The sequence below is a fragment of the Prochlorococcus sp. MIT 0916 genome (assembly GCF_047305155.1).
In the GTDB taxonomy this organism is placed as follows: Bacteria; Cyanobacteriota; Cyanobacteriia; order PCC-6307; family Cyanobiaceae; genus Prochlorococcus_B.
The window spans coordinates 815,931-838,551 of sequence record NZ_CP138980.1; the positions used below are offsets into that span (position 1 = coordinate 815,931).

Annotated in this window: 36 protein-coding genes and 1 pseudogene; 19 read left to right on the plus strand and 18 right to left on the minus strand. The window is 32.9% G+C overall.

The genetic code is table 11. The features are described from left to right. Nucleotides 1-421: 421 nt before the first annotated feature. The 7 genes from SIB53_RS04095 (at nucleotide 422) to SIB53_RS04125 (ending at nucleotide 2,720) form a co-directional block, all read left to right on the plus strand. Entirely contained in the window at nucleotides 422-1,051 is a 630-nt protein-coding gene (locus tag SIB53_RS04095) for a recombinase family protein (protein ID WP_413678925.1), read from the plus strand. Continuing rightward, on the plus strand, nucleotides 1,048-1,242 hold the full coding sequence (locus tag SIB53_RS04100; RefSeq protein ID WP_413678926.1) for a hypothetical protein: 195 nt from the start codon (nucleotides 1,048-1,050) through the stop codon (nucleotides 1,240-1,242). Before SIB53_RS04095 ends, SIB53_RS04100 begins: the two co-directional genes overlap by 4 nt. Further along, complete coding sequence (locus SIB53_RS04105; protein WP_413678927.1) at nucleotides 1,239-1,436, plus strand: hypothetical protein; 198 nt, start codon at nucleotides 1,239-1,241, stop codon at nucleotides 1,434-1,436. The genes SIB53_RS04100 and SIB53_RS04105 overlap by 4 nt, the downstream gene beginning before the upstream one ends. Continuing rightward, nucleotides 1,436-1,645, plus strand: a complete 210-nt coding sequence (locus SIB53_RS04110) for a hypothetical protein (protein ID WP_413678928.1) — start codon at nucleotides 1,436-1,438, stop codon at nucleotides 1,643-1,645. Before SIB53_RS04105 ends, SIB53_RS04110 begins: the two co-directional genes overlap by 1 nt. Continuing rightward, nucleotides 1,642-1,878, plus strand: coding sequence for a hypothetical protein (locus SIB53_RS04115; protein WP_413678929.1), 237 nt, complete (start codon nucleotides 1,642-1,644; stop codon nucleotides 1,876-1,878). Before SIB53_RS04110 ends, SIB53_RS04115 begins: the two co-directional genes overlap by 4 nt. 434 nt (nucleotides 1,879-2,312) lie before the next feature. Beyond that, nucleotides 2,313-2,540, plus strand: a complete 228-nt coding sequence (locus tag SIB53_RS04120) for a hypothetical protein (protein ID WP_413678930.1) — start codon at nucleotides 2,313-2,315, stop codon at nucleotides 2,538-2,540. 30 nt (nucleotides 2,541-2,570) lie between these two features. Next, nucleotides 2,571-2,720, plus strand: coding sequence for a hypothetical protein (locus tag SIB53_RS04125; RefSeq protein ID WP_413678931.1), 150 nt, complete (start codon nucleotides 2,571-2,573; stop codon nucleotides 2,718-2,720). Nucleotides 2,721-2,832: 112 nt separating this feature from the next. On the opposite strand, the gene SIB53_RS04130 is transcribed toward SIB53_RS04125, so the two are convergent. The 11 genes from SIB53_RS04130 to SIB53_RS04180 all read right to left on the minus strand — a co-directional run bounded on the left by SIB53_RS04130 (nucleotide 2,833) and on the right by SIB53_RS04180 (nucleotide 9,209). Next, entirely contained in the window at nucleotides 2,833-3,018 is a 186-nt protein-coding gene (locus SIB53_RS04130; RefSeq protein WP_413678932.1) for a hypothetical protein, read from the minus strand. Between the two features lie 423 nt (nucleotides 3,019-3,441). Further along, complete coding sequence (locus SIB53_RS04135; RefSeq protein WP_413678933.1) at nucleotides 3,442-4,029, minus strand: hypothetical protein; 588 nt, start codon at nucleotides 4,027-4,029, stop codon at nucleotides 3,442-3,444. 519 nt (nucleotides 4,030-4,548) lie between these two features. Then, on the minus strand, nucleotides 4,549-4,782 hold the full coding sequence (locus SIB53_RS04140; protein WP_413678934.1) for a hypothetical protein: 234 nt from the start codon (nucleotides 4,780-4,782) through the stop codon (nucleotides 4,549-4,551). Between the two features lie 52 nt (nucleotides 4,783-4,834). Continuing rightward, a complete protein-coding gene (locus SIB53_RS04145) occupies nucleotides 4,835-4,969 on the minus strand; it encodes a hypothetical protein (protein ID WP_413678935.1) in 135 nt (44 codons plus the stop codon). Nucleotides 4,970-5,173: 204 nt separating this feature from the next. Beyond that, complete coding sequence (locus SIB53_RS04150) at nucleotides 5,174-5,380, minus strand: hypothetical protein (RefSeq protein ID WP_413678936.1); 207 nt, start codon at nucleotides 5,378-5,380, stop codon at nucleotides 5,174-5,176. A 226-nt stretch (nucleotides 5,381-5,606) separates the two neighbouring features. Then, entirely contained in the window at nucleotides 5,607-6,029 is a 423-nt protein-coding gene (arfB, locus tag SIB53_RS04155; protein WP_413678937.1) for an alternative ribosome rescue aminoacyl-tRNA hydrolase ArfB, read from the minus strand. Between the two features lie 9 nt (nucleotides 6,030-6,038). Next, on the minus strand, nucleotides 6,039-6,527 hold the full coding sequence (locus tag SIB53_RS04160) for a hypothetical protein (protein WP_413678938.1): 489 nt from the start codon (nucleotides 6,525-6,527) through the stop codon (nucleotides 6,039-6,041). Between the two features lie 387 nt (nucleotides 6,528-6,914). Next, a complete protein-coding gene (locus SIB53_RS04165) occupies nucleotides 6,915-7,154 on the minus strand; it encodes a hypothetical protein (protein ID WP_413678939.1) in 240 nt (79 codons plus the stop codon). A gap of 167 nt (nucleotides 7,155-7,321) precedes the next feature. Further along, nucleotides 7,322-7,468: a hypothetical protein gene (locus SIB53_RS04170; protein ID WP_413678940.1), complete on the minus strand. Its 147-nt coding sequence runs from the start codon at nucleotides 7,466-7,468 to the stop codon at nucleotides 7,322-7,324. A gap of 266 nt (nucleotides 7,469-7,734) precedes the next feature. Next, nucleotides 7,735-8,064, minus strand: a complete 330-nt coding sequence (locus SIB53_RS04175; protein ID WP_413678941.1) for a hypothetical protein — start codon at nucleotides 8,062-8,064, stop codon at nucleotides 7,735-7,737. 614 nt (nucleotides 8,065-8,678) lie between these two features. Next, the gene (locus tag SIB53_RS04180) at nucleotides 8,679-9,209 is read right to left on the minus strand and encodes a hypothetical protein (RefSeq protein WP_413678942.1); all 531 of its coding nucleotides are present in this window, start codon (nucleotides 9,207-9,209) and stop codon (nucleotides 8,679-8,681) included. Nucleotides 9,210-9,561: 352 nt separating this feature from the next. Here SIB53_RS04180 and SIB53_RS04185 point away from each other — a divergent pair, with 352 nt between their 5' ends. Next, nucleotides 9,562-9,870, plus strand: coding sequence for a hypothetical protein (locus SIB53_RS04185; RefSeq protein ID WP_413678943.1), 309 nt, complete (start codon nucleotides 9,562-9,564; stop codon nucleotides 9,868-9,870). A gap of 177 nt (nucleotides 9,871-10,047) precedes the next feature. Here SIB53_RS04185 and SIB53_RS04190 read toward each other — a convergent pair whose 3' ends face one another. From SIB53_RS04190 to SIB53_RS04200, 3 genes and pseudogenes are all read right to left on the minus strand, one after another. Next, complete coding sequence (locus tag SIB53_RS04190) at nucleotides 10,048-10,263, minus strand: hypothetical protein (protein ID WP_413678944.1); 216 nt, start codon at nucleotides 10,261-10,263, stop codon at nucleotides 10,048-10,050. Between the two features lie 112 nt (nucleotides 10,264-10,375). Continuing rightward, nucleotides 10,376-10,549 (minus strand): annotated as a pseudogene (locus SIB53_RS04195) (DUF4214 domain-containing protein); the annotation flags it as partial. A gap of 50 nt (nucleotides 10,550-10,599) precedes the next feature. Next, on the minus strand, nucleotides 10,600-10,746 hold the full coding sequence (locus SIB53_RS04200; RefSeq protein WP_413678945.1) for a hypothetical protein: 147 nt from the start codon (nucleotides 10,744-10,746) through the stop codon (nucleotides 10,600-10,602). 202 nt (nucleotides 10,747-10,948) lie between these two features. Here SIB53_RS04200 and SIB53_RS04205 point away from each other — a divergent pair, with 202 nt between their 5' ends. The 3 genes from SIB53_RS04205 (at nucleotide 10,949) to SIB53_RS04215 (ending at nucleotide 12,819) form a co-directional block, all read left to right on the plus strand. After that, entirely contained in the window at nucleotides 10,949-11,284 is a 336-nt protein-coding gene (locus tag SIB53_RS04205) for a hypothetical protein (RefSeq protein WP_413678946.1), read from the plus strand. Continuing rightward, nucleotides 11,281-12,390 carry an NAD(P)-binding protein gene (locus SIB53_RS04210; RefSeq protein WP_413678947.1) on the plus strand — a complete coding sequence of 370 codons (1,110 nt, stop codon included), beginning with the start codon at nucleotides 11,281-11,283 and terminating at the stop codon, nucleotides 12,388-12,390. The genes SIB53_RS04205 and SIB53_RS04210 overlap by 4 nt, the downstream gene beginning before the upstream one ends. Before the next feature lie 162 nt (nucleotides 12,391-12,552). Then, nucleotides 12,553-12,819 (plus strand): hypothetical protein, encoded by a 267-nt coding sequence (locus SIB53_RS04215; protein ID WP_413678948.1) that lies wholly within the window; start codon nucleotides 12,553-12,555, stop codon nucleotides 12,817-12,819. Nucleotides 12,820-12,881: 62 nt separating this feature from the next. On the opposite strand, the gene SIB53_RS04220 is transcribed toward SIB53_RS04215, so the two are convergent. Beyond that, complete coding sequence (locus SIB53_RS04220; RefSeq protein ID WP_413678949.1) at nucleotides 12,882-13,184, minus strand: hypothetical protein; 303 nt, start codon at nucleotides 13,182-13,184, stop codon at nucleotides 12,882-12,884. A 404-nt stretch (nucleotides 13,185-13,588) separates the two neighbouring features. Next, complete coding sequence (locus SIB53_RS04225; RefSeq protein ID WP_413678950.1) at nucleotides 13,589-13,948, minus strand: DUF2237 family protein; 360 nt, start codon at nucleotides 13,946-13,948, stop codon at nucleotides 13,589-13,591. A 70-nt stretch (nucleotides 13,949-14,018) separates the two neighbouring features. Between SIB53_RS04225 and SIB53_RS04230 the strand changes: the two genes are divergently transcribed. The 6 genes from SIB53_RS04230 to SIB53_RS04255 all read left to right on the plus strand — a co-directional run bounded on the left by SIB53_RS04230 (nucleotide 14,019) and on the right by SIB53_RS04255 (nucleotide 19,233). After that, on the plus strand, nucleotides 14,019-15,857 hold the full coding sequence (locus tag SIB53_RS04230) for a DUF4214 domain-containing protein (RefSeq protein ID WP_413678951.1): 1,839 nt from the start codon (nucleotides 14,019-14,021) through the stop codon (nucleotides 15,855-15,857). Nucleotides 15,858-16,174: 317 nt separating this feature from the next. After that, on the plus strand, nucleotides 16,175-16,285 hold the full coding sequence (locus SIB53_RS04235) for a high light inducible protein (RefSeq protein ID WP_413678952.1): 111 nt from the start codon (nucleotides 16,175-16,177) through the stop codon (nucleotides 16,283-16,285). Between the two features lie 796 nt (nucleotides 16,286-17,081). Then, on the plus strand, nucleotides 17,082-17,240 hold the full coding sequence (locus SIB53_RS04240; protein ID WP_413678953.1) for a hypothetical protein: 159 nt from the start codon (nucleotides 17,082-17,084) through the stop codon (nucleotides 17,238-17,240). 151 nt (nucleotides 17,241-17,391) lie between these two features. Beyond that, a complete protein-coding gene (locus tag SIB53_RS04245) occupies nucleotides 17,392-17,928 on the plus strand; it encodes a DUF4912 domain-containing protein (protein ID WP_413678954.1) in 537 nt (178 codons plus the stop codon). An 83-nt stretch (nucleotides 17,929-18,011) separates the two neighbouring features. Next, nucleotides 18,012-18,449 carry a hypothetical protein gene (locus SIB53_RS04250; protein WP_413678955.1) on the plus strand — a complete coding sequence of 146 codons (438 nt, stop codon included), beginning with the start codon at nucleotides 18,012-18,014 and terminating at the stop codon, nucleotides 18,447-18,449. 118 nt (nucleotides 18,450-18,567) lie between these two features. Beyond that, entirely contained in the window at nucleotides 18,568-19,233 is a 666-nt protein-coding gene (locus SIB53_RS04255) for an SDR family oxidoreductase (protein WP_413678956.1), read from the plus strand. Nucleotides 19,234-19,320: 87 nt separating this feature from the next. Here SIB53_RS04255 and SIB53_RS04260 read toward each other — a convergent pair whose 3' ends face one another. After that, complete coding sequence (locus SIB53_RS04260; protein ID WP_413678957.1) at nucleotides 19,321-19,581, minus strand: helix-hairpin-helix domain-containing protein; 261 nt, start codon at nucleotides 19,579-19,581, stop codon at nucleotides 19,321-19,323. Between the two features lie 247 nt (nucleotides 19,582-19,828). On the opposite strand from SIB53_RS04260, the gene SIB53_RS04265 reads away from it, so the two are divergent. Continuing rightward, entirely contained in the window at nucleotides 19,829-20,500 is a 672-nt protein-coding gene (locus tag SIB53_RS04265) for an AAA family ATPase (RefSeq protein ID WP_413678958.1), read from the plus strand. 20 nt (nucleotides 20,501-20,520) lie between these two features. Then, nucleotides 20,521-20,670: a hypothetical protein gene (locus SIB53_RS04270; protein WP_413678959.1), complete on the plus strand. Its 150-nt coding sequence runs from the start codon at nucleotides 20,521-20,523 to the stop codon at nucleotides 20,668-20,670. 46 nt (nucleotides 20,671-20,716) lie between these two features. Here the strand turns inward: SIB53_RS04270 and SIB53_RS04275 are convergent, their stop codons facing one another. Next, nucleotides 20,717-22,552 carry an ABC transporter ATP-binding protein gene (locus SIB53_RS04275; protein WP_413678960.1) on the minus strand — a complete coding sequence of 612 codons (1,836 nt, stop codon included), beginning with the start codon at nucleotides 22,550-22,552 and terminating at the stop codon, nucleotides 20,717-20,719. Between the last annotated feature and the right edge of the window lie 69 nt (nucleotides 22,553-22,621).

Consider the following 22,621-nt stretch of genomic DNA (forward strand, 5'->3'; position numbering starts at 1 on the left):
TGAGATCAGGCGCAAGTGTTTCCTTGTTTCCACTGCGGAGGATCTCGACTCCTCACAAATTGAATATACCTAAACAAGACTAGGAATAAACCCTTAGCAGGAGGGTTTATTGATTGGCACAGGCACTAAAAAAGCACCCTATTGGATGCTCTTTCGGCACAGAACTATGTGTGAGGAGTTGTTCTGCATCTTCATTCTGATACACCCAAGACCAAGATGGCAATAACAGAAATAATCTCTTCAATATTGGAGAAAATAGGTGTTCCAAAAAGGGGATGGTAATAAAACTCAATACTGTTCATTTGGATATTATTAAAAATCAAGAATAAAAGGATTTCAGCGTTCCAATAAGACTGTTTGGTTGGTAAAATAATGACATAAGTAATTCAACAAGAAACACCATAGTTTCTAGAACATGTAAATGGAAAAGAAGTTCATCAGAGAAAAACCACTTTTTAGAGATAGACCTGAATACAAGTGCATTGGATACGCAAGACAATCCACCAACAAGCAAATCTCTATTGGTGCTCAAGTTGAAGAGTTAAAGAAAGCAGGTTGCGTTGTTGTTTTTCAGGAGACCGTCTCAAGTACAGATAAAGCAAGACCACAATTCGAGGCAGCATTAGGAACGCTTGAGGAAGGTGATGAAATCGTATTCACCAAATTGGATAGAGGATTTAGAAATCAGAGACAGTGCATTAATACTCTCCATGACCTCCAAGAGCGTGGAATCCATGTTCGTACAACCGATGGAATGATCAATACAAGAGCACTGGGAAAGTTTGCTCCAATTTTGATTGGTCTTTTAAGTGGAATCGGAGAAGTTGAGCGTCAGATGGTGATTGAGAGAACGCAAGAATCTATTAACCACAGAAGAGAAACAGGAGGAAATCTTGGAGGTAGACCGAAGACAAATGATGAGAAAGAAGGTTTGGTTTTGCGTTTAAGAAATGAAGGTTGTTCTTACCGTTCAATTAGGAAACAAACTGGACTTGCTTTATCAACCATCCGAAGAATTATTGTTGAGCAAGATGTGGTGTTAGAGGTATGAGCAAGAAGACAAAAATAATGAAGGCAATGGATGAATGTGTAGTGAATGCTTGCGAGCAGATGAAATCCCTCAACCCTGAAGACAGGTTCCACCTTCTGTGTGAGATGGGCGAGTGGATGTATAACCCACTTTCTGAAGAAATTGATGATGTATTGATGGTTCCTGATTTTGGAGAGAAGGAAGCAGCATGACTGACAAAAATATAGGGGGACTATCTGATTACATTGTTTTGAAGAAAGAGAAGGAAGTCGTTTTTTATTTGCATAATCCTTATCCAGATTGCTTGGAAATTCCAGCAATCATGAAGCAAAGATTCCCTGATGATTACAAGTCAATCGTCACAAGTTCATTAGAGGAGTTCAAGAAATACAGAGGACAGGTGTGATGAGCACTAAATGGGATGACACTTCTTGGCAGGAAGAATTCTTGGAGATGAAGGCACATAAACCTGATGTGGTCAGATTGCTGATGGAAGGACCAAGCGGATTCAAGGATGCATGGCAATTAGGTTCTCTGCACGAGGAATACAAAAGATTGAAGAAGAGATATGAGCAACTTCAACAAGAACATGAGCAGAAGGAGCAACAGGAATGACTAAAAGAAAAAACTTTCCAAGATTGAGGAACGGAAAATTAGAAGGAACTGGTATGCCTCCTCATTTCATAGATGAAAAGAAGAAAGAGGTTGTATTCCATATACCAGGTGGTTTTCCCGTCACGATGGCAATTCCTACTTGGATGAAATCTTTCCCAGATGAATACAAAGGTATTTCTTGTCGATGTGAAGAAACCTTCTACAAGTTGAGAGCGAAAGTAAATGAAGGTTGAACTTCTTTCTTTTTGACCTCCAGTGTATGTCTTTTTCAACCTTTGGATCGATTTCTAAAAATAATAATTGCCAAAATATTCTTTCGCTGCAGGGTTTTTAAGGAATAGGTCATATAGAATCCATAGAGTCAAAATATAGATTTGTATAAATAACTCTGTGAGTTTGTAAAGGTTTTTATCTAGTTTTTCTACCAACTAATTAAACAAACAACTGATAAGGCGAACGAAGTGAGCAATCCTGAAGGGATTCAATCAAAGAATTGTCTAAAGAATGTAGGTATCCTTTATAACTATCGACATGTAAGAGCGTTGATTATAAGAGTCCTTTAAATCTCACCAGAACCTAAATAAAAAAAATCCATATAGAACCTATTTATAAACTATGGCGAAGTATCGACCCTAGAAACAGACCTTTTGTTGCCACTATAGGAAAGGTGAGACGAGCAAGATTATTCCCATTGAGCATCAGTGAATGGATGAAACGGGTAAGAGTAGAAGTGATGTTCATAAGGATGCAATCAAGTTCTACTTCAATGCCAGACAACAATCGAAACTTCAATTGGTATGAGTATGAAACAAGTCAAATTGGGTGCTGTTTATTACCAGATGCTTTTGGAATTAAGCAAGCACGCAAAGAAGAAACCAGAGAATTTTTTAGGTGACTTAATAAGTACTGAATATGGGAAGAAGAAATGAAGGTGATCTCTGAAGAATATATCCGTCTTACAGAGGAGTACTCATGGAAATTAGATGTAGTTGCTTCAGCAATTCTTGAGGAAAAAACAAAGAAGCAATTAGTAGAAGGAGGTATCAATATCATGCATTGCGAATGCTCTCCATAATCTCTACAAAGACAATGAGATCACTGAACAAGGACTAGAGAGTGGTCTTAAAAGTCTTCCTGATTACTTAGCAGAAAAGGTTAGAGCAGATCTTCAGACTGATTGTTAGCACTTAATTACTTCGGCAGAAACCATTCCCTTTATATTGACTACCTGAAGGACAAGAACTACCACTACCTCCTGCACGGAACATTTGTCCTGCAAGAACTCCACCTCCAATGCAACTGGTGAAAAGTACTAAATGAAGAATGTATTTTTTCACTTGAGGATTTGAAGAGTGTTTTCTATTAATATGCACTTTTCTAAAGTTGTGACCATTTTGTGATTACTTGTTGTATGCGAACCTTTCCTTCCAGTGTGTAATTAACTGCAATGACTGGAATGTGATCTTTCAGTTTTCTGCTCTGGTAGAAGTTGTGACTAAAATGAAAGGTATTGTGACTAACTTGTAATAAAGAAAACTCTTAGAAAGTACTGATATGAAAGGGGTAATTTATATGTACGAAATAAGAATCAAGAATATCTGTATCAATGCCGATTATACAACGTAACCTGAGATCTATTGCTATAAAAGAGATTAGAGGGTAGCTTATTTAGCTGCTCACGCTTTGCTCACACATAATCCGCACATAGCTGGATTGATACAAAGTGATAGATTTATTCCTTTAAGCATAGCTAAATTCAAGCGGCGTATGGGGGTAAATGAGTGGTAGTTGTGAATTTAAAAAGAGAAAAAATCTTCTGTTTTTCTTGATTTAAACTGGTAAAAATTATTGTTTGTGGAACTATTAATAGCTGATAATAATGGATCAACATAGTTGATCTTTTTTATTTTATTTTGAGCTTTTTCTAATGATTTTAATTTAACCATCGATAAAGTTTTTGCTGATTGATTATTGGTCTTGATATTGACTTGATTGGTGTTCACTGCTTGATATGAATTTTGTATAGCTTGGATCCCTAAAAGACCTGCTCCTCCGATAGCTATACTGGCCATACTACTTACTCCCAATAACCTTGTAGGTGGTAAGAAATTCAGCTTTTTAATGATTGGCTTCTCTACTTTTTCTTGATTTATTTTTGTTGATTCAAGAATTAATTGATTTTCCAGCTTTTCTTTGACTAATTCATGATTTAAATTATCGTCTAGTTTTTCAATAAATTGATTGGTTTGAGTGTTGGAGACCTTGTGAAAAAAATAACCTAATAATGTGAAGATAATTAATAGAGAGATCATCAATATTGCATCTGTAGGAATTGCAATTGTATTAACGTCTGTCAACTCAAGTTCAGTGATTGCAAGGGTCATTTAAAATCTATAACTCTATGTATTAAAACCTCTTTAAAAGATAAGGCTACATTTCTTTACTTATCTATTTAATCTCTATGCGTATTAATACCGATTAGATTACCTGAGTTCGGAATATTATAAATACTCGCCATTACTATTAAATTGGATTTATTTTATTACTCTAATCATAGATATGACTACACTACAACTAAAATAATTAGTTTGCTCTCATTATTTTAATTTGACTGCCAGAATCACTTAATTTCATCAACTATTTTTTATCCTTATCAGTAAAGATTTTGATTCTTCTTTCATACACAGCATCTGCATTTAAGTCATCGATCATGGCATTACCGAAGAACTCCAGTAATTCCTCCTGATTCTTAAAACATCTATCACTCCACTCATAATTTGTGTTCCCCTTATCATTTTCATACTCGTAGCACTCTTAAAAATAATCAGTTCTATATCTCTTTACTAATGTCAACTTCTTTCGCGCTGCCTCTTGGATTTTGTCATAAATGCTCCAACCACTTATCAAGACTGGCATTTATCTGTATTATCAACTTTTTTTGTCCATTCCAGAAAACCTGAACTGTAATTGGGTGAAGGTTGTTCTCTAATACGTTTTAACTTTTTCCATCTGGTGTAGAGAACACCAATTAGCCAACTATCAGTCAATGATTTTGAACCAATCTTCAATAGGTTCTCTTGCTTTTTATTGAACTTTGCTGAATCAAGTAATTCTTCTTTCCAGTTGATGTGATTCATTACTTTTGTTGCTTTTATTCTTGTGGAAGTATGCTGCTACCAAGTTCTTTCATTAATACTTGTCTATAGTTACTCTGCAAAATGGATTACTTGCTTTTGCAACTTGATCGGTATCTGCAAATTTATCTACATTAACTATATCTTTGATGACCATCCCTCCAACGCAAAAAGAAACTTCGATTTTCATTGTTGATCCACTTCTGGTTTGGACTCAAGAGTTCATTTTGAAGTGATATGTCTATGAAAACCCACTCTCCTACTTCGAGCAACATACTATTAAGTCAATCGTTTGAATTTCAGGCAACATCTTTATTCAAGAACATGGGTTGAGGGAGCTAAGCCCAAGACTTTACGTTTGTGAGAAACTGATATTATTTTTTGTGTTTTTGGCTCAGACTTTCATCTCATCAAGTTCTGGAAAAAGCATGTTGATATAGGCCATAATTATCACAACCAATGGAGGCATATTGGTTTTGTCTTCTTGTGTGATTCGCTTAATCTCTGCTAAGAAACCCTTAGCTTCTTGTTCGCTAATTTTGTATTCTGGATTCTTTTCTACTTGCTCAACGAGCGATTGGATTTGATTAGCAGAATCCATTAACTAATGTATTGTTCTATGCCAATAAAACGAATGAGTTATTTGACTTCAAGTATAGATTAAGAAAACTTATCATCTCAGTAAGTCAGGGCTTAGGCTTGGGAGATAGTGGATGCATGCCCTTCGGATACAGGGCTGTTGATCATATCGTTGATGATGGTTTGAAGCATATATGGTTTATTCAATTGTTCCGCTAAAAGCTTTTGTTCTTGCTCGTATTTATGGCTTAATAATCTATTTTTGCTTGTCTGTTCCTTTTTATTTCACCTCGTTTCTTTTTTGACTCAACTCTCTTCCTCTGTGATGAGCGTGTAGGAATAGTCTCCCTTCTCTTCTTAGGAGGTGGTTTTAAAAGCTCTCGTAAGGTTGAAGCAAGTCTACTTAAAGCTAATTGTCGGTTTTGGTATTGGGTCCTTTGATCCTGTACAGCTATACAAATAGAACCATTGATTAGCTTGACTTCATCCTGAATTGCGATTCTATGCTTCTGGTATGGGGTTAAAGTTTTTGATTCAGACACCTTAAATACAATTTCAGCTCGACTGTCTGTCTTATTTACGTTCTGCCCGCCTGCACCTGATGATCTAGAGAATCTCCAGTGTATTTCGTTAGATGGTATTTCAAGTTTAGTATTAATCCTTAGATTCATTTGTCTTCGTTATCCAGCCAATCGAAGTGAGCTCATTTCTAAAGGATTCTGAGTTCTTGGCTTTTTTATCTCATCTTTCGAGAAGAACACAAATGAAACAGTATTGGAGATCTCTGGACATTTTTTATTCGGACCACATACAAATAAATATGTTTCACCATTAATACTTGCAACTGGAAGTTTTATACAACTAGCTCCGAAGTTCTTTTCAAGTAATGTCCACATTTTCTTTTTATCTATACATTCTTGAAAGAGATCGTTGAGTTTATTTTCACTAGTAACTCCTTTCATAGTGAGAGCAAAATATCGATTAATGAAAATCTCTTTAGCATTGCCTTCAGACTCTTTGCTAAGTATTCGTGCCATGTAATGGCAGTCATCTAGAACATATCCTTGACTATCTAATTTAGACAGTACCCATCCAATATCTTTCTCACTCACTCCGCGTTCACTCAGAATCAATTCGAAGGCGTGCTCTTGAGTAGGACCTTTCCCCATCTAAAAGGTTCCACAAATTTCAATCGATTATGACACATGAAACTAATATTTGTATCTTTCCTACTTCCAGGCTCTATGGGGAATATGTCTTCAAGGATTTTTGTCAAAATGTCATGCGCTATGAGAAATTTTTTCTATTAGGAGCTAAAAAGAAGTCAACTATATTTTTATATCTTGGCTATTTCAGTTACTTCTCCTTATTGGCTAAAGCAAGTTAGAAATGACTAATCATTATTGAAAGTTGTGATACAAAATTAAGAACTCTCAAGTTAAATAATCAAAGTAGTTAAATATGAGACAAAATTGATTTAGAAACCATATCTACTTTTCTACTACATCTGAAGAAATCGGATGAACTAAATATAACAACAAGTATCACAGAGAAGTTTATGCCGCAATTTTATCAATATCTAACAGTTTAGCTATTTCAATATCTATAGCATCACCTTCTTCTTTTCGCTTTACGAATTTGTCAAAGTCAATGATATTGAAATTTCTTCGCTTGAGCTCTGCACTCTTGTTAAAGTAATCTAATGAGACTAGAAATACAGGAATAACGCAGAATGGAATAACTAAGATGTAAAAATCAACAGGCATTTGAATAAATAATGACAAATTAAGCTTCACTTAAGTAGTCAATTATCGCAATAGTCTTGGACATGAATTTTCTGTTTTCCTTATAAGTTATGAGTGTTAAGAAATCTCATGATTTTGTATAGTCATCTATTTACAGGTGAATTTCCTAAAATAGCAACGATAACTAATGTTTAGTTGACTATTGGTTGTTGAGTCTATTATGCCGCTCGTTCTTCTAGTCGACCATATCTGTATCTCATCAGATCTATAACTTTGTCCTTTGTACTCCAGGTTTTAATTCGCTCCTTAATGATAAGTAGTTGTGATTCAGTTAGTTCAAGACGAGCTTGTTTGCGAATTGTCATTTAATTAAATACTCGTGGCCGTGATAATGATGATTTGTAAGCAGAGCAAACAGCAAAGGGTAACCATGAAGCCTCACACATATATGGTTGGATAAATTGATTTTCACATTTCTGCATGGCTTGTCAATTCTCTTTATGAACGAAGCAACCACCACTGTTCAGGTTTACATATGTCATCCATATTCAATATTATCAACCCTTCTGTCGGCGCACTTTTTAGAGTCAATCTCGTCGCTTGCCTAAAGTTTTTCTTTAATGTATCTATATTAAGCAACTTTTGTATCTTCCTTTTCGTGTAATACTTTCTTTACCCTAGAATACTTTCTTCCAATTGCGTATTGCCTATTGAATAGATTTAACTGGTCACTGTCATCTTTCGTAGCTTTAGTTTCTATCTCTGCTATTGGTTTAGTCATTTGACTCCATACAAAAAGCATCGCAAGCGCAGATACTAGTAATGGAAGATACGCTTTTATTAAACTAACGACCACTAGAGTAGTTATAAAGCAAAGAGAAAAGAGAGTCCATTTTGGAATTCTACTATCTGCTAGTTTTTTTGATTTTGAAGAAGGAATGATTGGCAGATCAGGAGTCATTCTTTATTGAGTTGTAGGTGTATAGGATTAGAGGATGTTGTAATTTCTGTACATACTATATTTTTAAAAACAGCCTTATTTGATAGTACTTCTCCTATTTGATCCAGATAGCTTAAAATCTGTGAAACGTTGTGATATTGGAGCCAATGCTTTTGATAATGACACAGAAATTCTATTTTAACTAGATGATTTTTAACAAATTCAATCAAGCTTGTAAATGTTTCTGTATGAATTGCGCATAGACTTTACTAATTTGATTGTTCTTTCCACGCTTCATTAGATTTATTTTTCTATTGTTATGGTGCTGTATGGAAGTGATGAGGTTCTAATATCAATAGATCTCTTGTTTTATATTAAAGTATTTGATCATTAAGCATAGTAGAAGATTGTGTAGATGCCGATGGCTACTTTTTTGAAAGAATAGAATCTTTTTTACGATTATGAAACAAATCAACGAGATAAACTTCCTAATATTCAATATATAATTTTTTTCAGTAATTATTTTTGCAGTTTATATCTTAATTGATAGGTTTACATTTCTACAGATGGTTGGTTTTGTGACTTAATTATCAGATGGATGGATTCACAATAGTAGATATTCGTAAATCAAGTAATTATTTAATTTTGCATCTGAGTTCTGCTAGAGCTTCATTTGGAAGATTAAGAAAGGTATCCAAAAGCTTGTTACCAGTTTGAGGGATGATGGCAATACCTACCAGTTTTGTGTTGCCATCATTTTGAAGAACAAGACCTTCTGCTTGATGCAACTTACTTTTTACTTTTCCTGTTTGGAGAAAGGTTTTAACTATTAAGTCAGGAAATTTAAGGATAGTTCCAATGCTAAAAAGAAATTTAGATTCAAATTCCAAGAATACTTCTCCCGAATTCTTATCAATAGTTCCCTCTAGCTTATCCATAGACATTGTGATTTTCAAACCAGGAGGTAATGGAATAGATAAAAATTTTGTTGTTTTTGAACAAAGAGGAGGAATTGAAAATGACTTAGATGAAAAGGTTACGCATAAGAGATTATTTTTCTGACTTGAAAGTAATAACGCTTCGCCTCCTCCTCCGGATGCATTGTAGATAAATGGTGGATATGAACCGATTGTTAATCGACATCTTTCTAAACTTTGAAGTTTCATAGGATCATCATTATATTGCTGTCCATCCCCTCGATGAAATTAATTATTTCGTTAAAGGTAACCATAGCTAAGCTTACTCTTCAACAGGATCGAAGTAATTTCGAGAGTAGGAAGCATTTATTTTGTCTTATTTAAACGCATTGCAGAGATGTGATCGAAGTATGTTTTTACTAGTTTTTAAGAATATGAATAGAGGCTTAGGAAAATTCATCAATTTCTCTTTTCTGATTACCTTGAAGATGCTTGAAAGCCTACAGTTCAATTTTGAATAATTTATTATGTTCATTTGGTCATTCAACTTATTATTTTACACCTTGTAAATTATAATGATTGATTAAATATAGTGTCTTCCATGTCTGCAAACACAACTCCAGATTGGTCCTCAGAATTTGAACACTATAAGCAATTATCTAGAGAAGTACTTACGAAGGAAGATATAATTAACTTTTTTAATAAGAATCAGAAAGCTTTTTATCTTGATACCTTTTCATCTAGTTGGGCAAAAATGATGGAAGCATATGAAGTTGCAGAGAGTCTAAATTCCGATCAATTAAACAAACTTGAAGAAATGCAATGGCAGGATATGCCCGAATCATTAAAATTATTTGCTTATGATTTTTGTATTAAGAAAGGATTTTGCTTTACTGGAACATATTCTTAGAGATATATATATTTTTACATAGTTATAATATCTAAAATGTTTTAACGACTTAGGACATTTAAAGAATAAAGATTATTTATAATCTTGAATATTATACTGAAAGTGAGATCAAAAAATATTTTAGAGAGGAGTTAAAATTAGATTTTTTATTGATGAACTTTGTATAAAAATCAAAGATTAGTGATTAATATCCCCTTTTCTTTTCCCTTTTAATCTCTCACGATTGGAAAGCCATGATTTAAAGTTTTCATCCTCTTCTTTGTCTCTCCACTGTTTGGAAGAAATAGGTAGTATTGTTTTTCTCTTTTGCTTTTTTGTTCTATTAAATGTTAAATATAAATTTAGATAAGCAGCTATTACTAAAAGCAAAAGGAAAATGCTATTGATATTCATTTTTCTGGAATTTTCTTGTATTTAAGCAAATGATAATCAACTTAATCCATTAAGCATAAAATTTTAAAAAGGTTAGGTTATTTTCATAATAATAAAGGAGGTATGAATTTATTTAAAATAACCCAGTGATCTCAGAGAAAAGCGCTTTGTTCTCAGCTGATTCCGAAAAACCTAAAAGAACTTCATATCGTGTCTCTGCTCCACTGTTGAGTTGACCTAGCCAATAGTTTAAACCTCCAGTATCAGCGTCTCTGCTTAAAACATTTTGGTAGAGAGTATTTACATAGGCTGAATCAGAGACGTCTACTCCATAACGCTCTTTAAATTCTGCGGATGCTAAAAATGATGTCGAAAAAGTAAAGCACTACTATCCGCAAAGCTAAAAGAAACAACAGTAGAACCATTAATTGAATATGTTCTTCCTAAATACCTATTACTATTCCAAGCTACTGCTCCGTTTGATTCATGAAAATAAGCATCCATTCTATTAATACCTGTAAAGGGGAGCGATTTATATTATTGACTTGAAAAACTAATAGTTTATTCATTCAACTCACTTGCATTCACTTTTTTTGATTTCTATATAATACTACTACTATATAGTTATTAACCATTAGCTATTTAAAAATAGTCAATGATTAACTTAATAGCTATTGTGTTTCTACAATAATTTTTGATTTGTTTCTTGCAGTCACTAAGTTTACAAGCGCTGGAGGTGGATTTCATAGCAGCTCAAAATGCAGTTGCGAAGAGATTTGCAAGCAAGCTTTACGAAGCTAAGGAAAAGGGAGTTTCTTTAGACTCTTCAAGTGAGTTTGCATTACATAATACTTATTTGAAATTTGTAGCTTGTTCTGAAGATGAAAGATTTGTTGAAGATTTTTGGGACTGTTTAAGAGATAGGATTGGAAAAGATTGTGGTAATTATGTAATTGACGATGAAGAGACTACTGCAAGAGATTTCTTTAAAGAAGCAGGAGAAATCGCACGTAAATGTTATTTATATTTCCCACATTTATGAATAATTTTTATGATTTTATAGTCATAGGTGCAGGAATATCAGCTTGTACATTTGCATCATTTCTGAATAAAAGATTTTCCGATGTTTCTATCTTAATAGTTGAGCAAGGGAGGAGACTAGGTGGAAGATCAACCACAAGACAATCAAGAAATAATATAATGCTTCAATATGATCATGGTTTACCATCTATTAGGTTTAGTCAACATATTTCAGAAGATATACAGACATTAATTTTACCATTAATAAATTCAAAAGTATTGGTAGACATCTCAAAAGATATCTTATTAATGAATGAATTTGGTATTTTAAATAATTCACGAACTAATGATAAAATTTATAGGAGTTTACCTTTTATGATAAATTTTTGTGAGGAAATAATTAATCAATCTATTAATCCAAAAAAAATAAATTTTTTATTTCAAACCCTTATTAAATCCATTCAGCGTATAAATGATCTATGGGAGCTACAAGTTAATAATGGAAGTTTAATTAAATCTAAAAACCTTATTTTATCTAGTTCTTTAATTGCACACCCAAGATGTTTGGAAATTCTGAATATGAAATCCTTACCACTAAGCGATGCTTTTGTTCTAGGCAAAGACAAAGTTGTGGATTCAGTATTAAGTGAAACAAGTAAACTAACTTATATGAAAAGAAAAACTTATATTTTCCATGTTAAGAACTTGGGAGTTGTTCAAAACTTTAAGCATAAATATTTACAAGTATTATTTTCAAATTTAATTAGAGATGATTTGAATTTTGAAAGAATTATTTTTCACAGACAATCCGATGGGTCGATGATTCTTGTCTTACATTGTTCTTATATAAATAATCTACTCGAGATTGATAATCGTAAAATTACTCACTATTTATTGTCATTATTTTTCAAACATCGAATATTTATAGATCTGTTTTTACAAGCAAGACTTATCGACACAATGGATTGGAGGGCTTCCCAACCGCTGAAACCCTTATTACCCAAAGAATTACAGTGGTCTCCAATTAGCAAGATTGGTTTTTGTGGAGATTGGTTTGATATGAATACTTGTGAAGGAGTGGAATCAGCTATGTATAGTTCAATCAGATTAGTCCAATTGTTGAACTAGAAGTGACTTTTATAAAATGTTTTTAAATCATAGACTTATTTATAAAACATAATGGAGGATCAAAAAGATATTTTTGATTTATCAAAATTTCAAGGAATACATGTTTATTGCCTTGCTTTATTTATGAGTTGTCGATATACATGATTTGTATTTATTTTTATTATGATTACAGTTGTTTTTCTGCTTATTTTAGGCTTGGCTGGTTGGACTTTCTCCACATTAATGAGTAAAGGGAAGCATCAAGATGAGATTACTAAAGAGCTAGGAAATATTTTTGAGAGCTTTAAGTTGCTAACTTCTTCAATTACTTCTCTTGTAAAACTTTTGATGAAAGATTCTATCGCCTCTGCTAAGGATGAGGACTTTCAGCCAATCAGTTCGAATGTAATTGATTTATTAAAACTAGAAAAGAAAGAGGAAGCGGCTTGATCTTTCTCCCAAATAGATAGGTTTCGCTTGGTAAAGTTTTACATTTTATTTTCTTAAAATTACTAGCTTCTTCTAATCCATGAAGGTGCTCCTGAGAACCATTCTCCTAGGTCATCTCGATCAGGATTATATGTCGAATTGGGTTCATCTGAACTGAGATCAAGTCCATTGAGTAATTCATCTATTGCATTGGAAAGAGGCTGTTTTCGTTGCATAAGTGAGGCTTTTCTAAGCCAGCTAGATACATTTTGATTCTTCGTCGCATATTTATTGATATAAATTCTTTCCTCAAGTGTTACTTCATTTCCCATAGATAGTCTAGTTAATATTTCTTGTATTCTTAGACGTGAGGACGTACTCAGCATGATTAATTAGCTATTCTGTTCTTTCTAGCTTGGAATAGACTAAGTGCAAGCTGAGTGGACTCAACTTTAGAATTAATTTTAATTTTCTAGAAATCTCGTGCTATTTTTTGCTTAGTCTGCTTTAGTTGCTTTATTTTCCCCCACGCTTCTTTCTGAGATGCTTTTCTAAGATTGATTACTTATCTTATTGTCCTTTCGAATATTAATCGATCTTTAAGCAGATTTATTAACTTATGTCTGTCTGATTTTAGATTTTTATATGAAGTGCGTTTTTTTGACTCTTTATATAAATCTAAATGTTATGAACATGATGATCTATTTGACCAAAAAGAATCACTTCATGAAATGGGAGAATAGCTTTATGGTTGGCAATGTTGAAAATTATTGATACTCCACTTTCAATGTTATTTATTATGCGAAAATTTTTTTAAAGTCTCGATATCAATAATTTTTAAAGTGCTCTCCTCTGTTGCCTCAAGGTCAATTAACGGTGCCATACCATCTTCGAATGCTTCTTTCCATCTAGGAGCACATAGACACCAGTGATCACCTTTTTTTAATCCAGGAAATCCTATTTGAGGCGTCGAGAGATCATTACCTTGAGCTTTGCTGTAAGAAAGAAACTGTTCAGTTATTACTGCACAAACAGTATGCATGCCTCTATCAGATATGTCTGTTTTACATGACCCATCGCGATACCATCCTGTCATGGGGCTGCAACTGCAAGATCTTAGTTCAGTTCCTAAAACGTTTTTTTGCGACATGACTTGTGTGACTCCTTATGGATATAATATGACTTGATTAAGTTATTTTTAATATTAAAGGGAAAAGAAAATGACTGCTCCATTAATTCAAGGTGCCTCTGGGGCAGAGGGAGAAGAATTAAGTTATGCTTCTACCAATGAAAATAATAAGGAAATTTATACTTTTACTGCTAATGAACCAGTTTCCTGGTCATTAACTGGTGGCGAGAAGAGTCTTTTTACAATTGATGAAAGTTCCGGTAAATTAACTTTCCAAAATGCCCCTGACTTTGAACAATCTTTTAGTCTAAATGGAACAACTTTAGAATTTAAAACTACTTATCAAGCGCAAAATGTTAGTTCTAGTTTCTTTGTAGAGCTTTATGACAATCAAAACCAAAGTAATCAATCAACTCCAATTACATCTAATAATTTCATTCAATATATGAAGGATGGTTCCTATACAAATAGTTTAATACATAGAGTTGAGTCGGATTTTGTTATTCAAAGTGGGGAATATACACATCCACAGGTGGCATCTGATCAAATAGATGGAATTCCTAAGTTAATTAATTCAAAAGCGGAAATTATCAACGAACCTGGTAATTCAAATTTGCTTGGAACTATTGCAATGGCAAAAGTCTCTGGAAAACCTAATAGTGCAACATCCTCATGGTTTATAAACCTATCAAACAACCTATCATTAGATTCATCAAATGAGGGCTTTACTGTTTTTGGACATATATTGGGAGATGGAATTAAGAATCCACTTACAATTAGTGATGTATTTAAACAATTAAGTATAGAGAATCCAATTGCTAAGAATGGTTATAACGTAACGTATGCTAATGGTTTGAATTTGACTCAATTACCCTTATATGATTTTACTTCTTCAAAACCCTGGTCGGGAAATGTAGCATATAAAGATAATTATTTTGCTATTGAAAGTATCAGCACTATCGATAAAAGAGCTAATGAAATAAAAAATAAATATAATGTAATTGTTGCTGCTACTGATTCAGAGGGTAATCAATCTAATCAGTATGTAATTATTAATATTAAAGATATACAGGGAGAGCTTCTTCAAGGATCAAATGCTTTAGATACTCTTATAGGTGGTATTGGTAATGATGTTTTTCAAGGCAATGGTGGAAACGATACGATTGATGGTGGAGCTGACTATGACATAGCAACTTACTCGGGAAATTTTTCGGATTATACATTTGATATCATCAATAAAATAATTACCGTTACAGATAATCGCTCATCGACTAATGATGGTACTGATACATTATCTAATATTGAAAAGCTGTCCTTCGCAGATAAAAATGCCTTAATAACAAGCAAGGAAGTTAAAGGTATTACTTCACTAGGGTTTAAATCAGAAAAAGTATATTCCGGTAAAAGTGATACTTATAAATTTTATGATTTAGGAAGTGATAAATATGGAGTAGAAACAACTAATGGAATTGACGAATTAACAGGTGCATCGATTTTGAAATTTGATGATAAAAATATGCATTTAGTTAATGACGTCAAAGCAACATTCGATCAAGTGACGGGTTTAAATACAGACTCAGGTGAAATGTTCCGCTTATATAACGCCTCCTTTAAACGTCTGCCTGATCCTGAAGGATTGAAGTATTGGATTGATCAATTCAGTTCTGGAAGAAACACTAGACGAGTCGTTGCTCAATCATTTTTAGCATCCGCAGAATTTAAAGAGCGTTATGGAGTAGACGTCTCTGATTCAGCCTATGTAAATACTCTCTACCAAAATGTTTTAAGCAGAGACGCTGATACTGGAGGTTTAAACTATTGGCTAGGTCAACTCAACAGTGGAGCAGAGACACGATATGAAGTTCTTTTAGGTTTTTCGGAATCAGCTGAGAACAAAGCGCTTTTCTCTGAGATCACTGGGTTATTTTAGTTTTTTTGCAGTGATTTATTAAATTCAAAGCTATATTCAACATCTTTAATTTCAACAACATTTTCTTCTTTTCTGCTAAAGCACCAAGAAGAGTTGCGAAGTGAACCAGCTATAGTACGTTAGTATTATCATTGGATTGATTTACATGGTAATTCTCGCTATTCTTTTTTTCTTGCAAATTATTCTTCTGATCACTTCAAGTCTTGTGTCTCCGCGATTTCCTGATTAAATTCTTAACGAATCTTTGTTACACAAGAATGACATCATTCGGTATTTCACTCTCGAGGAGAATATCCATGTCGTTAGTAAAATAATTTATGTTGAACTCTGCTGCTGAACTTTTCAATGCTCTGATTGCAATGTTAGGCATTGTTGCAGGCTTAGGTGCTTATGCTACGACTGGTCAATTCATAGCTGGAATTTTTTAGTTTTTGTTCACCAAAAAAGTATTTTTAATTAAACATAAATTCAATCTTGATTTGTTTCTTTTATGTTGTTAAAAGTAGGTGCATTCATACCGTCATAATCTCTTCCAACCATGACTCCTAGAATTGCGAATAAAATAATAAAAGAAATTCCTACGATTGGAGCTGTTTGTTGGTGCAGGGCTAGATAATAATCCCCAGAAAACGAGTTGACTCATGTGAGTAATGTTAGGAATATTGTGTTAGCAACAAATTCCTCTGACGTTAACAGATCATAATTTCTACTATTTTTATTTATTTTTACTCAAGAGCTTTAACCGCTGGTTTTGAAAATTCATTGCTTACGGTTCACAGCTTTCAAATACGTTATATCGAATTTATCTTTCCAGAAAATAATCAAACTATTCCAAAATCATTGTCAAATCTTTAATTTTTTCGAAAATTGTTACCGAATTGACCGACAAAGATTATTTTTTGACTATTCTTTATTTATGTTTCTTAAAGGAGGTGATCCATTGTCGTATCTACCAATCGGTCAAGAGTCAATGGAAAGAAAAAATCATTTTTGTTCTATTACTCCTGCCTTGAAGGGTTTTATAATTAATAGATTTATATAGCTACCTTTGTTTCTATTAATTACTAAGCCAGCTACAAAGTAGTTGGCTTTTTTATTGCTCAATCATCCTCTCTAGATCTATCTTTGTATGATCATTGTGAAGGCTAACTATTATCTCATTGTCTATTGATATATATTTGAAAAAGGGTAGGCTTAAAGCATAGAATTTATTCTCTTATTTCGATGTCTAGTGAAGAAAAAATTGAAGTTGCTGAAAAAAGGATAGTTGAGTTGAAAACTTTAATTAATCACTGGAAGATGAGTAATATTTCATCAAGAAGATCTACTGTAGAATTAGTCGAGGCAATCATGGCTGATAGGCAAGGGACTAAAGCAGCATAAGTCATGAAAATCTGTTGATTTGAAAAATTTAGTTTATCTATTCTCATTATGACTAGCTTTACGTATTGACTATGACCAAAAAGATAAATAAATTTTCGGTAAACAACAAAAATTTAATTATAATAATAGATATTTTTGAATGATAGTGAAAATGAAAATTAATCGTCTTATACACTTGAAAGAATATTTTTGGAATAGTTTAAATAAATTAAATAATAATTTTAGCAATTTAACCGTTAATAATCTTGGAAATGGATATATTAAATGCTTTTGGCAAATTAGCCCGATTGATAATTTTAGGATTGATTTTAGCAAAAGTTGTTTTTGTGCTATTAGATTATTTGATATGACCAATAATAGAAATAAAAATCATTCGACTTGTATTATGAAAGAGATTCAAGTAAGTAAATTTCAATCTTCTATTACATTTCCTATCCCGATAAATAAAGGTGTGTATTATCTTGAATTTGGTTATCGCAAGAACAATGGTGAGTGGAGAAAACTTGCCTATCAAAATCTAAACCTAGGCTATAGGATAAAAAAAATAATTCCCAGATTTGATTATAATTGGTTTGATTCTGAAATAAGAAATAATGATCTAAGTTTTCATGAGAATTCCTATATATTGTCACTAAATAAGCTTAGTGGCGGGTCTGAAAATATTTCCTATATACAAGAAAATACCTAATTTTTATTTTAATAAATTTAATTCTTTTTATTAAATTACTAAACTTAAAGAATAATTTATATTTTACTTCTCTATGTTGTAAGATGATTAATAAAATAGAGAAAATGAAGCAGGACTTGTCAATTTTTAAAACTTTAAAATTGCAAGGATTCAGTAATATTCATATTGATCAGATTTTTAATTACTTAGAAACTTTAGATTACGATCTAAAGAATACCAGATATATCGGTAAAATTATTTCAAAAAATGAGAGATTAGCAAAATATTTTTTTTTCCGAGAAAAATTGAAAATAGAAATTAATTCTTCAGATGAAACACTTTATATTAATGAGATTCTAGATCAATGTATAGATTGGAACGAGTTTTGGAGATTACTTGTTGTTAAAAAAGGTTTTTGCTGTATTAGACTTTCTGCTCAGGTGAGTAGTAAAGCAAGTTTTACTTTTTTGTCGGGACCAAACATTCTCTCAGGACCTTCTAGCGATGCATTTAACTCCATTTATGAAGATTTAGATTATTGAATTATAATTTTTTATTGAGTAATATTTTTTCTTAGTAAATTCTGATTTTGTTTCAATTCGACTGATTTTTGTTTTTTTTATTTTTTTGTTTTAACCTTGTTCGAGCTTAAAGTTGATTTTGTCTACTTATTTAATTACAGGTGCCAATAGAGGTATTGGTTTAGAACTTGTTCGACAATTAAAAGATAGAGGAGAATATGTAATTGCTACCTGTAGATCTACTTCTCCAGAATTGAATTCTTTGTCAGTAAGAGTTGAGACAAATATTGACATCACTTCAGGAGATTCGGTTATTAAGCTTCGAGAAAATTTACATGATACTAGAGTCGACGTTTTGGTTCAAAATGCTGGAATTTCTGAATTTAACTCTCTTTCTAATCTAGATCCGCAAAGTATCCTTCATCAATTTGAGGTCAACGCTTTAAGTCCTCTGTGTTGTGTACAAGCTATGCTTGGGACGCTCAGTAAATCAGCCAAAATAGCTTTAATAACTAGTCGAATGGGATCAATCGAAGATAATACTTCTGGTGGTTCCTATGGATATAGGATGTCTAAAGTCGCCTTATGTATGGCTGGCAAATCTTTATCGGTGGATTTAAAGCCTAGAGGTATTTCGGTAGCAATTTTACATCCAGGTTTAGTCAGTACTCGCATGACAGGTTTTACTCCCAATGGCATTCAACCTCAAGAATCAGTTAAAGGTTTGATTCAAAGAATTGATGAACTTACGCTTGAAAATACTGGAACTTTTTGGCATTCAAATGGTGAGATTTTACCTTGGTAAAAGATTTTGCATACAATTTTGCTTCACTACATTGACTGAATATATTCAAATATAAACTACTTTTTATACAATATCTATTGCTTAGAGTTATACTCTACCTAATGTTTTTCTCAACTTTTTAACAAAGCTAATACCAACTCCGGGTATGGTTAAAAGCTCTTCATCAGATGCAGAAATAATTGCCTCTGGCGTCATGTATCCAGCTTCATAGAAATTATTGCAGTTTTTTGTTCCAATCCCTGGTATTGATGTAAGATTTTCGCACCTATCTGACTGCTCTCTTTTTTGTTTATTGAAAATAATTGATAGACTTTTTTTTGCATTTAATAAAATTTTTTGAATGAACATTTTTTTTCTAAAGCATATTATTAATATGCTTTAGAAAAAACTTCCTGCAAGCATCAATTTTTCTTTTGATTATTAATTTATCAATTATAATATAAAAATGTATTGAAAAATACAAAACATTTGCTTATGTATATGTTCTTCTTATATATATATTTTTTTCTATTAGTATTGCTTGATTGATCTTTTAAATGCTACTTGACTTTGCAGCGAAATCCTGCAGATTATTTTTAGATGTAAAGTCTTTCTTTTGTTCATAACTGTATGTGGTCAAAAAGGTGGAGTAGCTAAAACTTGTACCTCAATCCATCTTGCAAGTGTATGGTCCTCTCAAGGGAAAAATGTTTGTCTTGTTGATGCGGATAGAAATCGATCGGCTCTTGCATATGGATCAAGAGGTAATCTTAAATTTAGTATTGTTCCTGTAGAGGCAGCCGCTAAAGCAACAAGATTCTCAGATATTGTTATTACTGATGGACAAGCCAGTACGGATGAAGAAGAATTGAAACATTTAGCAGCCGGATCTGACCTTGTACTCTTACCTACAGCACCAAAAGCAAGGTCGGTTGAATTAACCGTCGAATTAGCATCTTTGCTAAAACAGTTAAATATTCCTCATGCAGTTTTATTAGTTAAGGTTGACTTTCGACAAAGGCGAATTGCCAATGAAGCAAGAGAAGCTTTAGAAAAATTTGATTTAACTGTCTTAGAAGGTGATATTCCTTTGCTATCTGCTTTTGATAAAGCAGAAAACCAGGGAGCAGCCGTAATTGATGCCGTAGATGATAAAGGTCGATCCGACCCCAGGCGAATGTCAGGTTGGTCGGCCTATTGTTCCATTGCTAAACAAATTAAATGCCAGATTTCGAAGCACTTGTTAGACATCAACAAACCAGTCGAAGACCTGCCAATGAGCGCTTAAAAGTCGTTGAAAACCTTCCTATGTCTACTCAAGCACCTACTACGGATGGAAAAAATCTGAGTACATTATTTTTTGGGTTTTTAGGAGGTATGGCTGGATCAATTATTGGAACAGCGCTGATTTTTTATCTATCAGTTAAAGAGTTGATAGATTTTAAACTCCTTTTTTAATTGTTTTTGTGAGTCCAAACTTTTTTCTTTGATTATGTACTTAGATTTATATATCTGAACTGTGTGTTCTTTTTGCTATTTCTACCATATTAAAAAAAGTTTTTGATTGCTTTAGTAAGTGTTGATAGTTGCCAAAGGCAACTATTTTCCCATCTTTAAATTCATAGATGCAATCTGATCTTTCAATTGTTGATAATCTGTGGGCAATCGTAACTATTGTGCAACGTCTACCAATAATTTCAATTGCATCCATTACATCTGCTTCTGTTCGGTTATCTAGAGCACTCGTCGCTTCATCTAAAACTAGTAATTTTGATTGCCTATAAAAAGCTCTGGCTATGGCGAGTCTTTGTCGTTGACCCCCAGATAATCTGATGCCATTATCACCAACTGATGTATTTAAACCCATTGGCATTTCTGATACCAATTCTGCTAATTGGGCTGCCTTAAGTGCATCCCATACTCTTGCATGATCTATTCGTGTTGCATCTAATCCATATGCAATATTTTCAATAATATTGCTATTTAACAAAGAAATTGATTGTGGAACGTAAGAGCAACAATCCTGCCAAGCAGGCACTTCTGTATCAGTAACTTCAACTCCATCTAAGAGTAAATGTCCGTCTGTTGGTCTAAGAAGACAGAGCAATTGATTAGCGACAGTGGTTTTTCCACTTCCTGTTTCTCCAACAAAAGCTATTCTCGAACCAATCGGGATAGTTAGAGTAATACTCTTTAAAGTGTACTCGTTACTGTTGGGATACTTATAACTCAGATTTTCAAGTTTTATGTTGTTTTTAGGCTCAATTCCTTGTTTGGTAGGAACGCCCATAGATCTTTTAGTTAGCCTACTAGAAGGAAGTTCTATTAACTTTAGTATTTCTTCTAAATCAGGTATTGATGCACGCATCGAAGTTAATGCTCTGAATGAATCTTGTAATGGAGGAGTCAGTTTTAATGCAGCTACTGCAATTGTTGCTAAGAATGGAACTATCTCTATAAGTATTGAATCGTTTTGTCCACGTATATATGGGAAAAGACCAATAGCAAAAATTAATGTAATACCAAAAGGCTCTATTAATGACCTAGGTAATTCAGGTAAAACCTCAGCTTTCCAAATGAAAGGGAAAGAGCTTTGACTCGCTAATTGATATCTTTTCTCAAAGTAAGATTCTGAGCTAGTAAGGTGAACATCTATAATTGTCCTCATTGATTCAGTGAGTATATTATTTGTTTCTTTCTCTAATTTTATTCTTTGGCGAGAAGAATACCTTATAAAAGGGGTTACAAATAATGAAATAAATATATAAAATATTAAGAGACTTATGATTAAATAAAGAGCTATAGATTTTGCGATAAAAAGAACAGCAATACATATAAAAGTAATCACACATAATCCACTAGAAATTTGAAGAATTGGTCTTACTAGGAATTCGGAGACTCTTGAAATATTGATTAAAACTCTTGAAGATAAATCAGATTTTTTCTTGTTTAAGAAGAATTCATATGGTTGAGACAGTAATTTTTTTTGCGCTAGTTCTGATAAGTCTTTCCAAATAGCTACTCGAAGTCTTTCTTGGGCAGCTTTAAGAAATAATTTCGAAAATGATGCTAGCCAATTCATAGCTATATATATGACGACTAGACTGATAACTTTTGTTTTTGGGTCTTCAGGTATGAAATTTTGAAATGGTAAAGGAGGTTGATTAGGTTGGCCTATGAAAACAGTAAATAATCTAGAAACAATTCCAACTACAATTACATCTACTAAACCAGTCAAGGCTGCTATTGGAATTAGTTTCAATAGAGACCTTCTTCTTCTAACTGGGAGAGCCTTCAGCAGGCGCATTAATAAATGATATGTTTTGCTAGTGCCAATCATGTTATAAAATTACTTACTTTTGAGGAATTATTAATGCTGATTCAGCCAGTTCCTTGGGTGTTTGATGAT

Bases quoted from the DNA above. Each gene is read 5' to 3' on its own strand.
- SIB53_RS04110 (WP_413678928.1), top strand. From the start codon at position 1,436: ATGAGCACTAAATGGGATGACACTTCTTGGCAGGAAGAATTCTTGGAG.
- SIB53_RS04240 (WP_413678953.1), top strand. From the start codon at position 17,082: ATGTCTAGTGAAGAAAAAATTGAAGTTGCTGAAAAAAGGATAGTTGAG.
- SIB53_RS04245 (WP_413678954.1), top strand. From the start codon at position 17,392: ATGAAAATTAATCGTCTTATACACTTGAAAGAATATTTTTGGAATAGT.
- SIB53_RS04140 (WP_413678934.1), bottom strand. From the start codon at position 4,782: ATGAATCACATCAACTGGAAAGAAGAATTACTTGATTCAGCAAAGTTC.
- SIB53_RS04180 (WP_413678942.1), bottom strand. From the start codon at position 9,209: ATGAAACTTCAAAGTTTAGAAAGATGTCGATTAACAATCGGTTCATAT.
- SIB53_RS04175 (WP_413678941.1), bottom strand. From the start codon at position 8,064: ATGACTCCTGATCTGCCAATCATTCCTTCTTCAAAATCAAAAAAACTA.
- SIB53_RS04235 (WP_413678952.1), top strand. From the start codon at position 16,175: ATGTTGAACTCTGCTGCTGAACTTTTCAATGCTCTGATTGCAATGTTA.
- SIB53_RS04170 (WP_413678940.1), bottom strand. From the start codon at position 7,468: ATGACAATTCGCAAACAAGCTCGTCTTGAACTAACTGAATCACAACTA.
- arfB (WP_413678937.1), bottom strand. From the start codon at position 6,029: ATGAATCTAAGGATTAATACTAAACTTGAAATACCATCTAACGAAATA.
- SIB53_RS04115 (WP_413678929.1), top strand. From the start codon at position 1,642: ATGACTAAAAGAAAAAACTTTCCAAGATTGAGGAACGGAAAATTAGAA.
- SIB53_RS04135 (WP_413678933.1), bottom strand. From the start codon at position 4,029: ATGACCCTTGCAATCACTGAACTTGAGTTGACAGACGTTAATACAATT.
- SIB53_RS04190 (WP_413678944.1), bottom strand. From the start codon at position 10,263: ATGAATATCAATAGCATTTTCCTTTTGCTTTTAGTAATAGCTGCTTAT.
- SIB53_RS04095 (WP_413678925.1), top strand. From the start codon at position 422: ATGGAAAAGAAGTTCATCAGAGAAAAACCACTTTTTAGAGATAGACCT.
- SIB53_RS04270 (WP_413678959.1), top strand. From the start codon at position 20,521: ATGTCTACTCAAGCACCTACTACGGATGGAAAAAATCTGAGTACATTA.
- SIB53_RS04225 (WP_413678950.1), bottom strand. From the start codon at position 13,948: ATGTCGCAAAAAAACGTTTTAGGAACTGAACTAAGATCTTGCAGTTGC.
- SIB53_RS04200 (WP_413678945.1), bottom strand. From the start codon at position 10,746: ATGGATGCTTATTTTCATGAATCAAACGGAGCAGTAGCTTGGAATAGT.
- SIB53_RS04230 (WP_413678951.1), top strand. From the start codon at position 14,019: ATGACTGCTCCATTAATTCAAGGTGCCTCTGGGGCAGAGGGAGAAGAA.
- SIB53_RS04185 (WP_413678943.1), top strand. From the start codon at position 9,562: ATGTCTGCAAACACAACTCCAGATTGGTCCTCAGAATTTGAACACTAT.
- SIB53_RS04275 (WP_413678960.1), bottom strand. From the start codon at position 22,552: ATGATTGGCACTAGCAAAACATATCATTTATTAATGCGCCTGCTGAAG.
- SIB53_RS04220 (WP_413678949.1), bottom strand. From the start codon at position 13,184: ATGCTGAGTACGTCCTCACGTCTAAGAATACAAGAAATATTAACTAGA.
- SIB53_RS04125 (WP_413678931.1), top strand. From the start codon at position 2,571: ATGAAGGTGATCTCTGAAGAATATATCCGTCTTACAGAGGAGTACTCA.
- SIB53_RS04100 (WP_413678926.1), top strand. From the start codon at position 1,048: ATGAGCAAGAAGACAAAAATAATGAAGGCAATGGATGAATGTGTAGTG.
- SIB53_RS04260 (WP_413678957.1), bottom strand. From the start codon at position 19,581: ATGTTCATTCAAAAAATTTTATTAAATGCAAAAAAAAGTCTATCAATT.
- SIB53_RS04210 (WP_413678947.1), top strand. From the start codon at position 11,281: ATGAATAATTTTTATGATTTTATAGTCATAGGTGCAGGAATATCAGCT.
- SIB53_RS04145 (WP_413678935.1), bottom strand. From the start codon at position 4,969: ATGAAAATCGAAGTTTCTTTTTGCGTTGGAGGGATGGTCATCAAAGAT.
- SIB53_RS04215 (WP_413678948.1), top strand. From the start codon at position 12,553: ATGATTACAGTTGTTTTTCTGCTTATTTTAGGCTTGGCTGGTTGGACT.
- SIB53_RS04250 (WP_413678955.1), top strand. From the start codon at position 18,012: ATGATTAATAAAATAGAGAAAATGAAGCAGGACTTGTCAATTTTTAAA.
- SIB53_RS04105 (WP_413678927.1), top strand. From the start codon at position 1,239: ATGACTGACAAAAATATAGGGGGACTATCTGATTACATTGTTTTGAAG.
- SIB53_RS04160 (WP_413678938.1), bottom strand. From the start codon at position 6,527: ATGGGGAAAGGTCCTACTCAAGAGCACGCCTTCGAATTGATTCTGAGT.
- SIB53_RS04150 (WP_413678936.1), bottom strand. From the start codon at position 5,380: ATGGATTCTGCTAATCAAATCCAATCGCTCGTTGAGCAAGTAGAAAAG.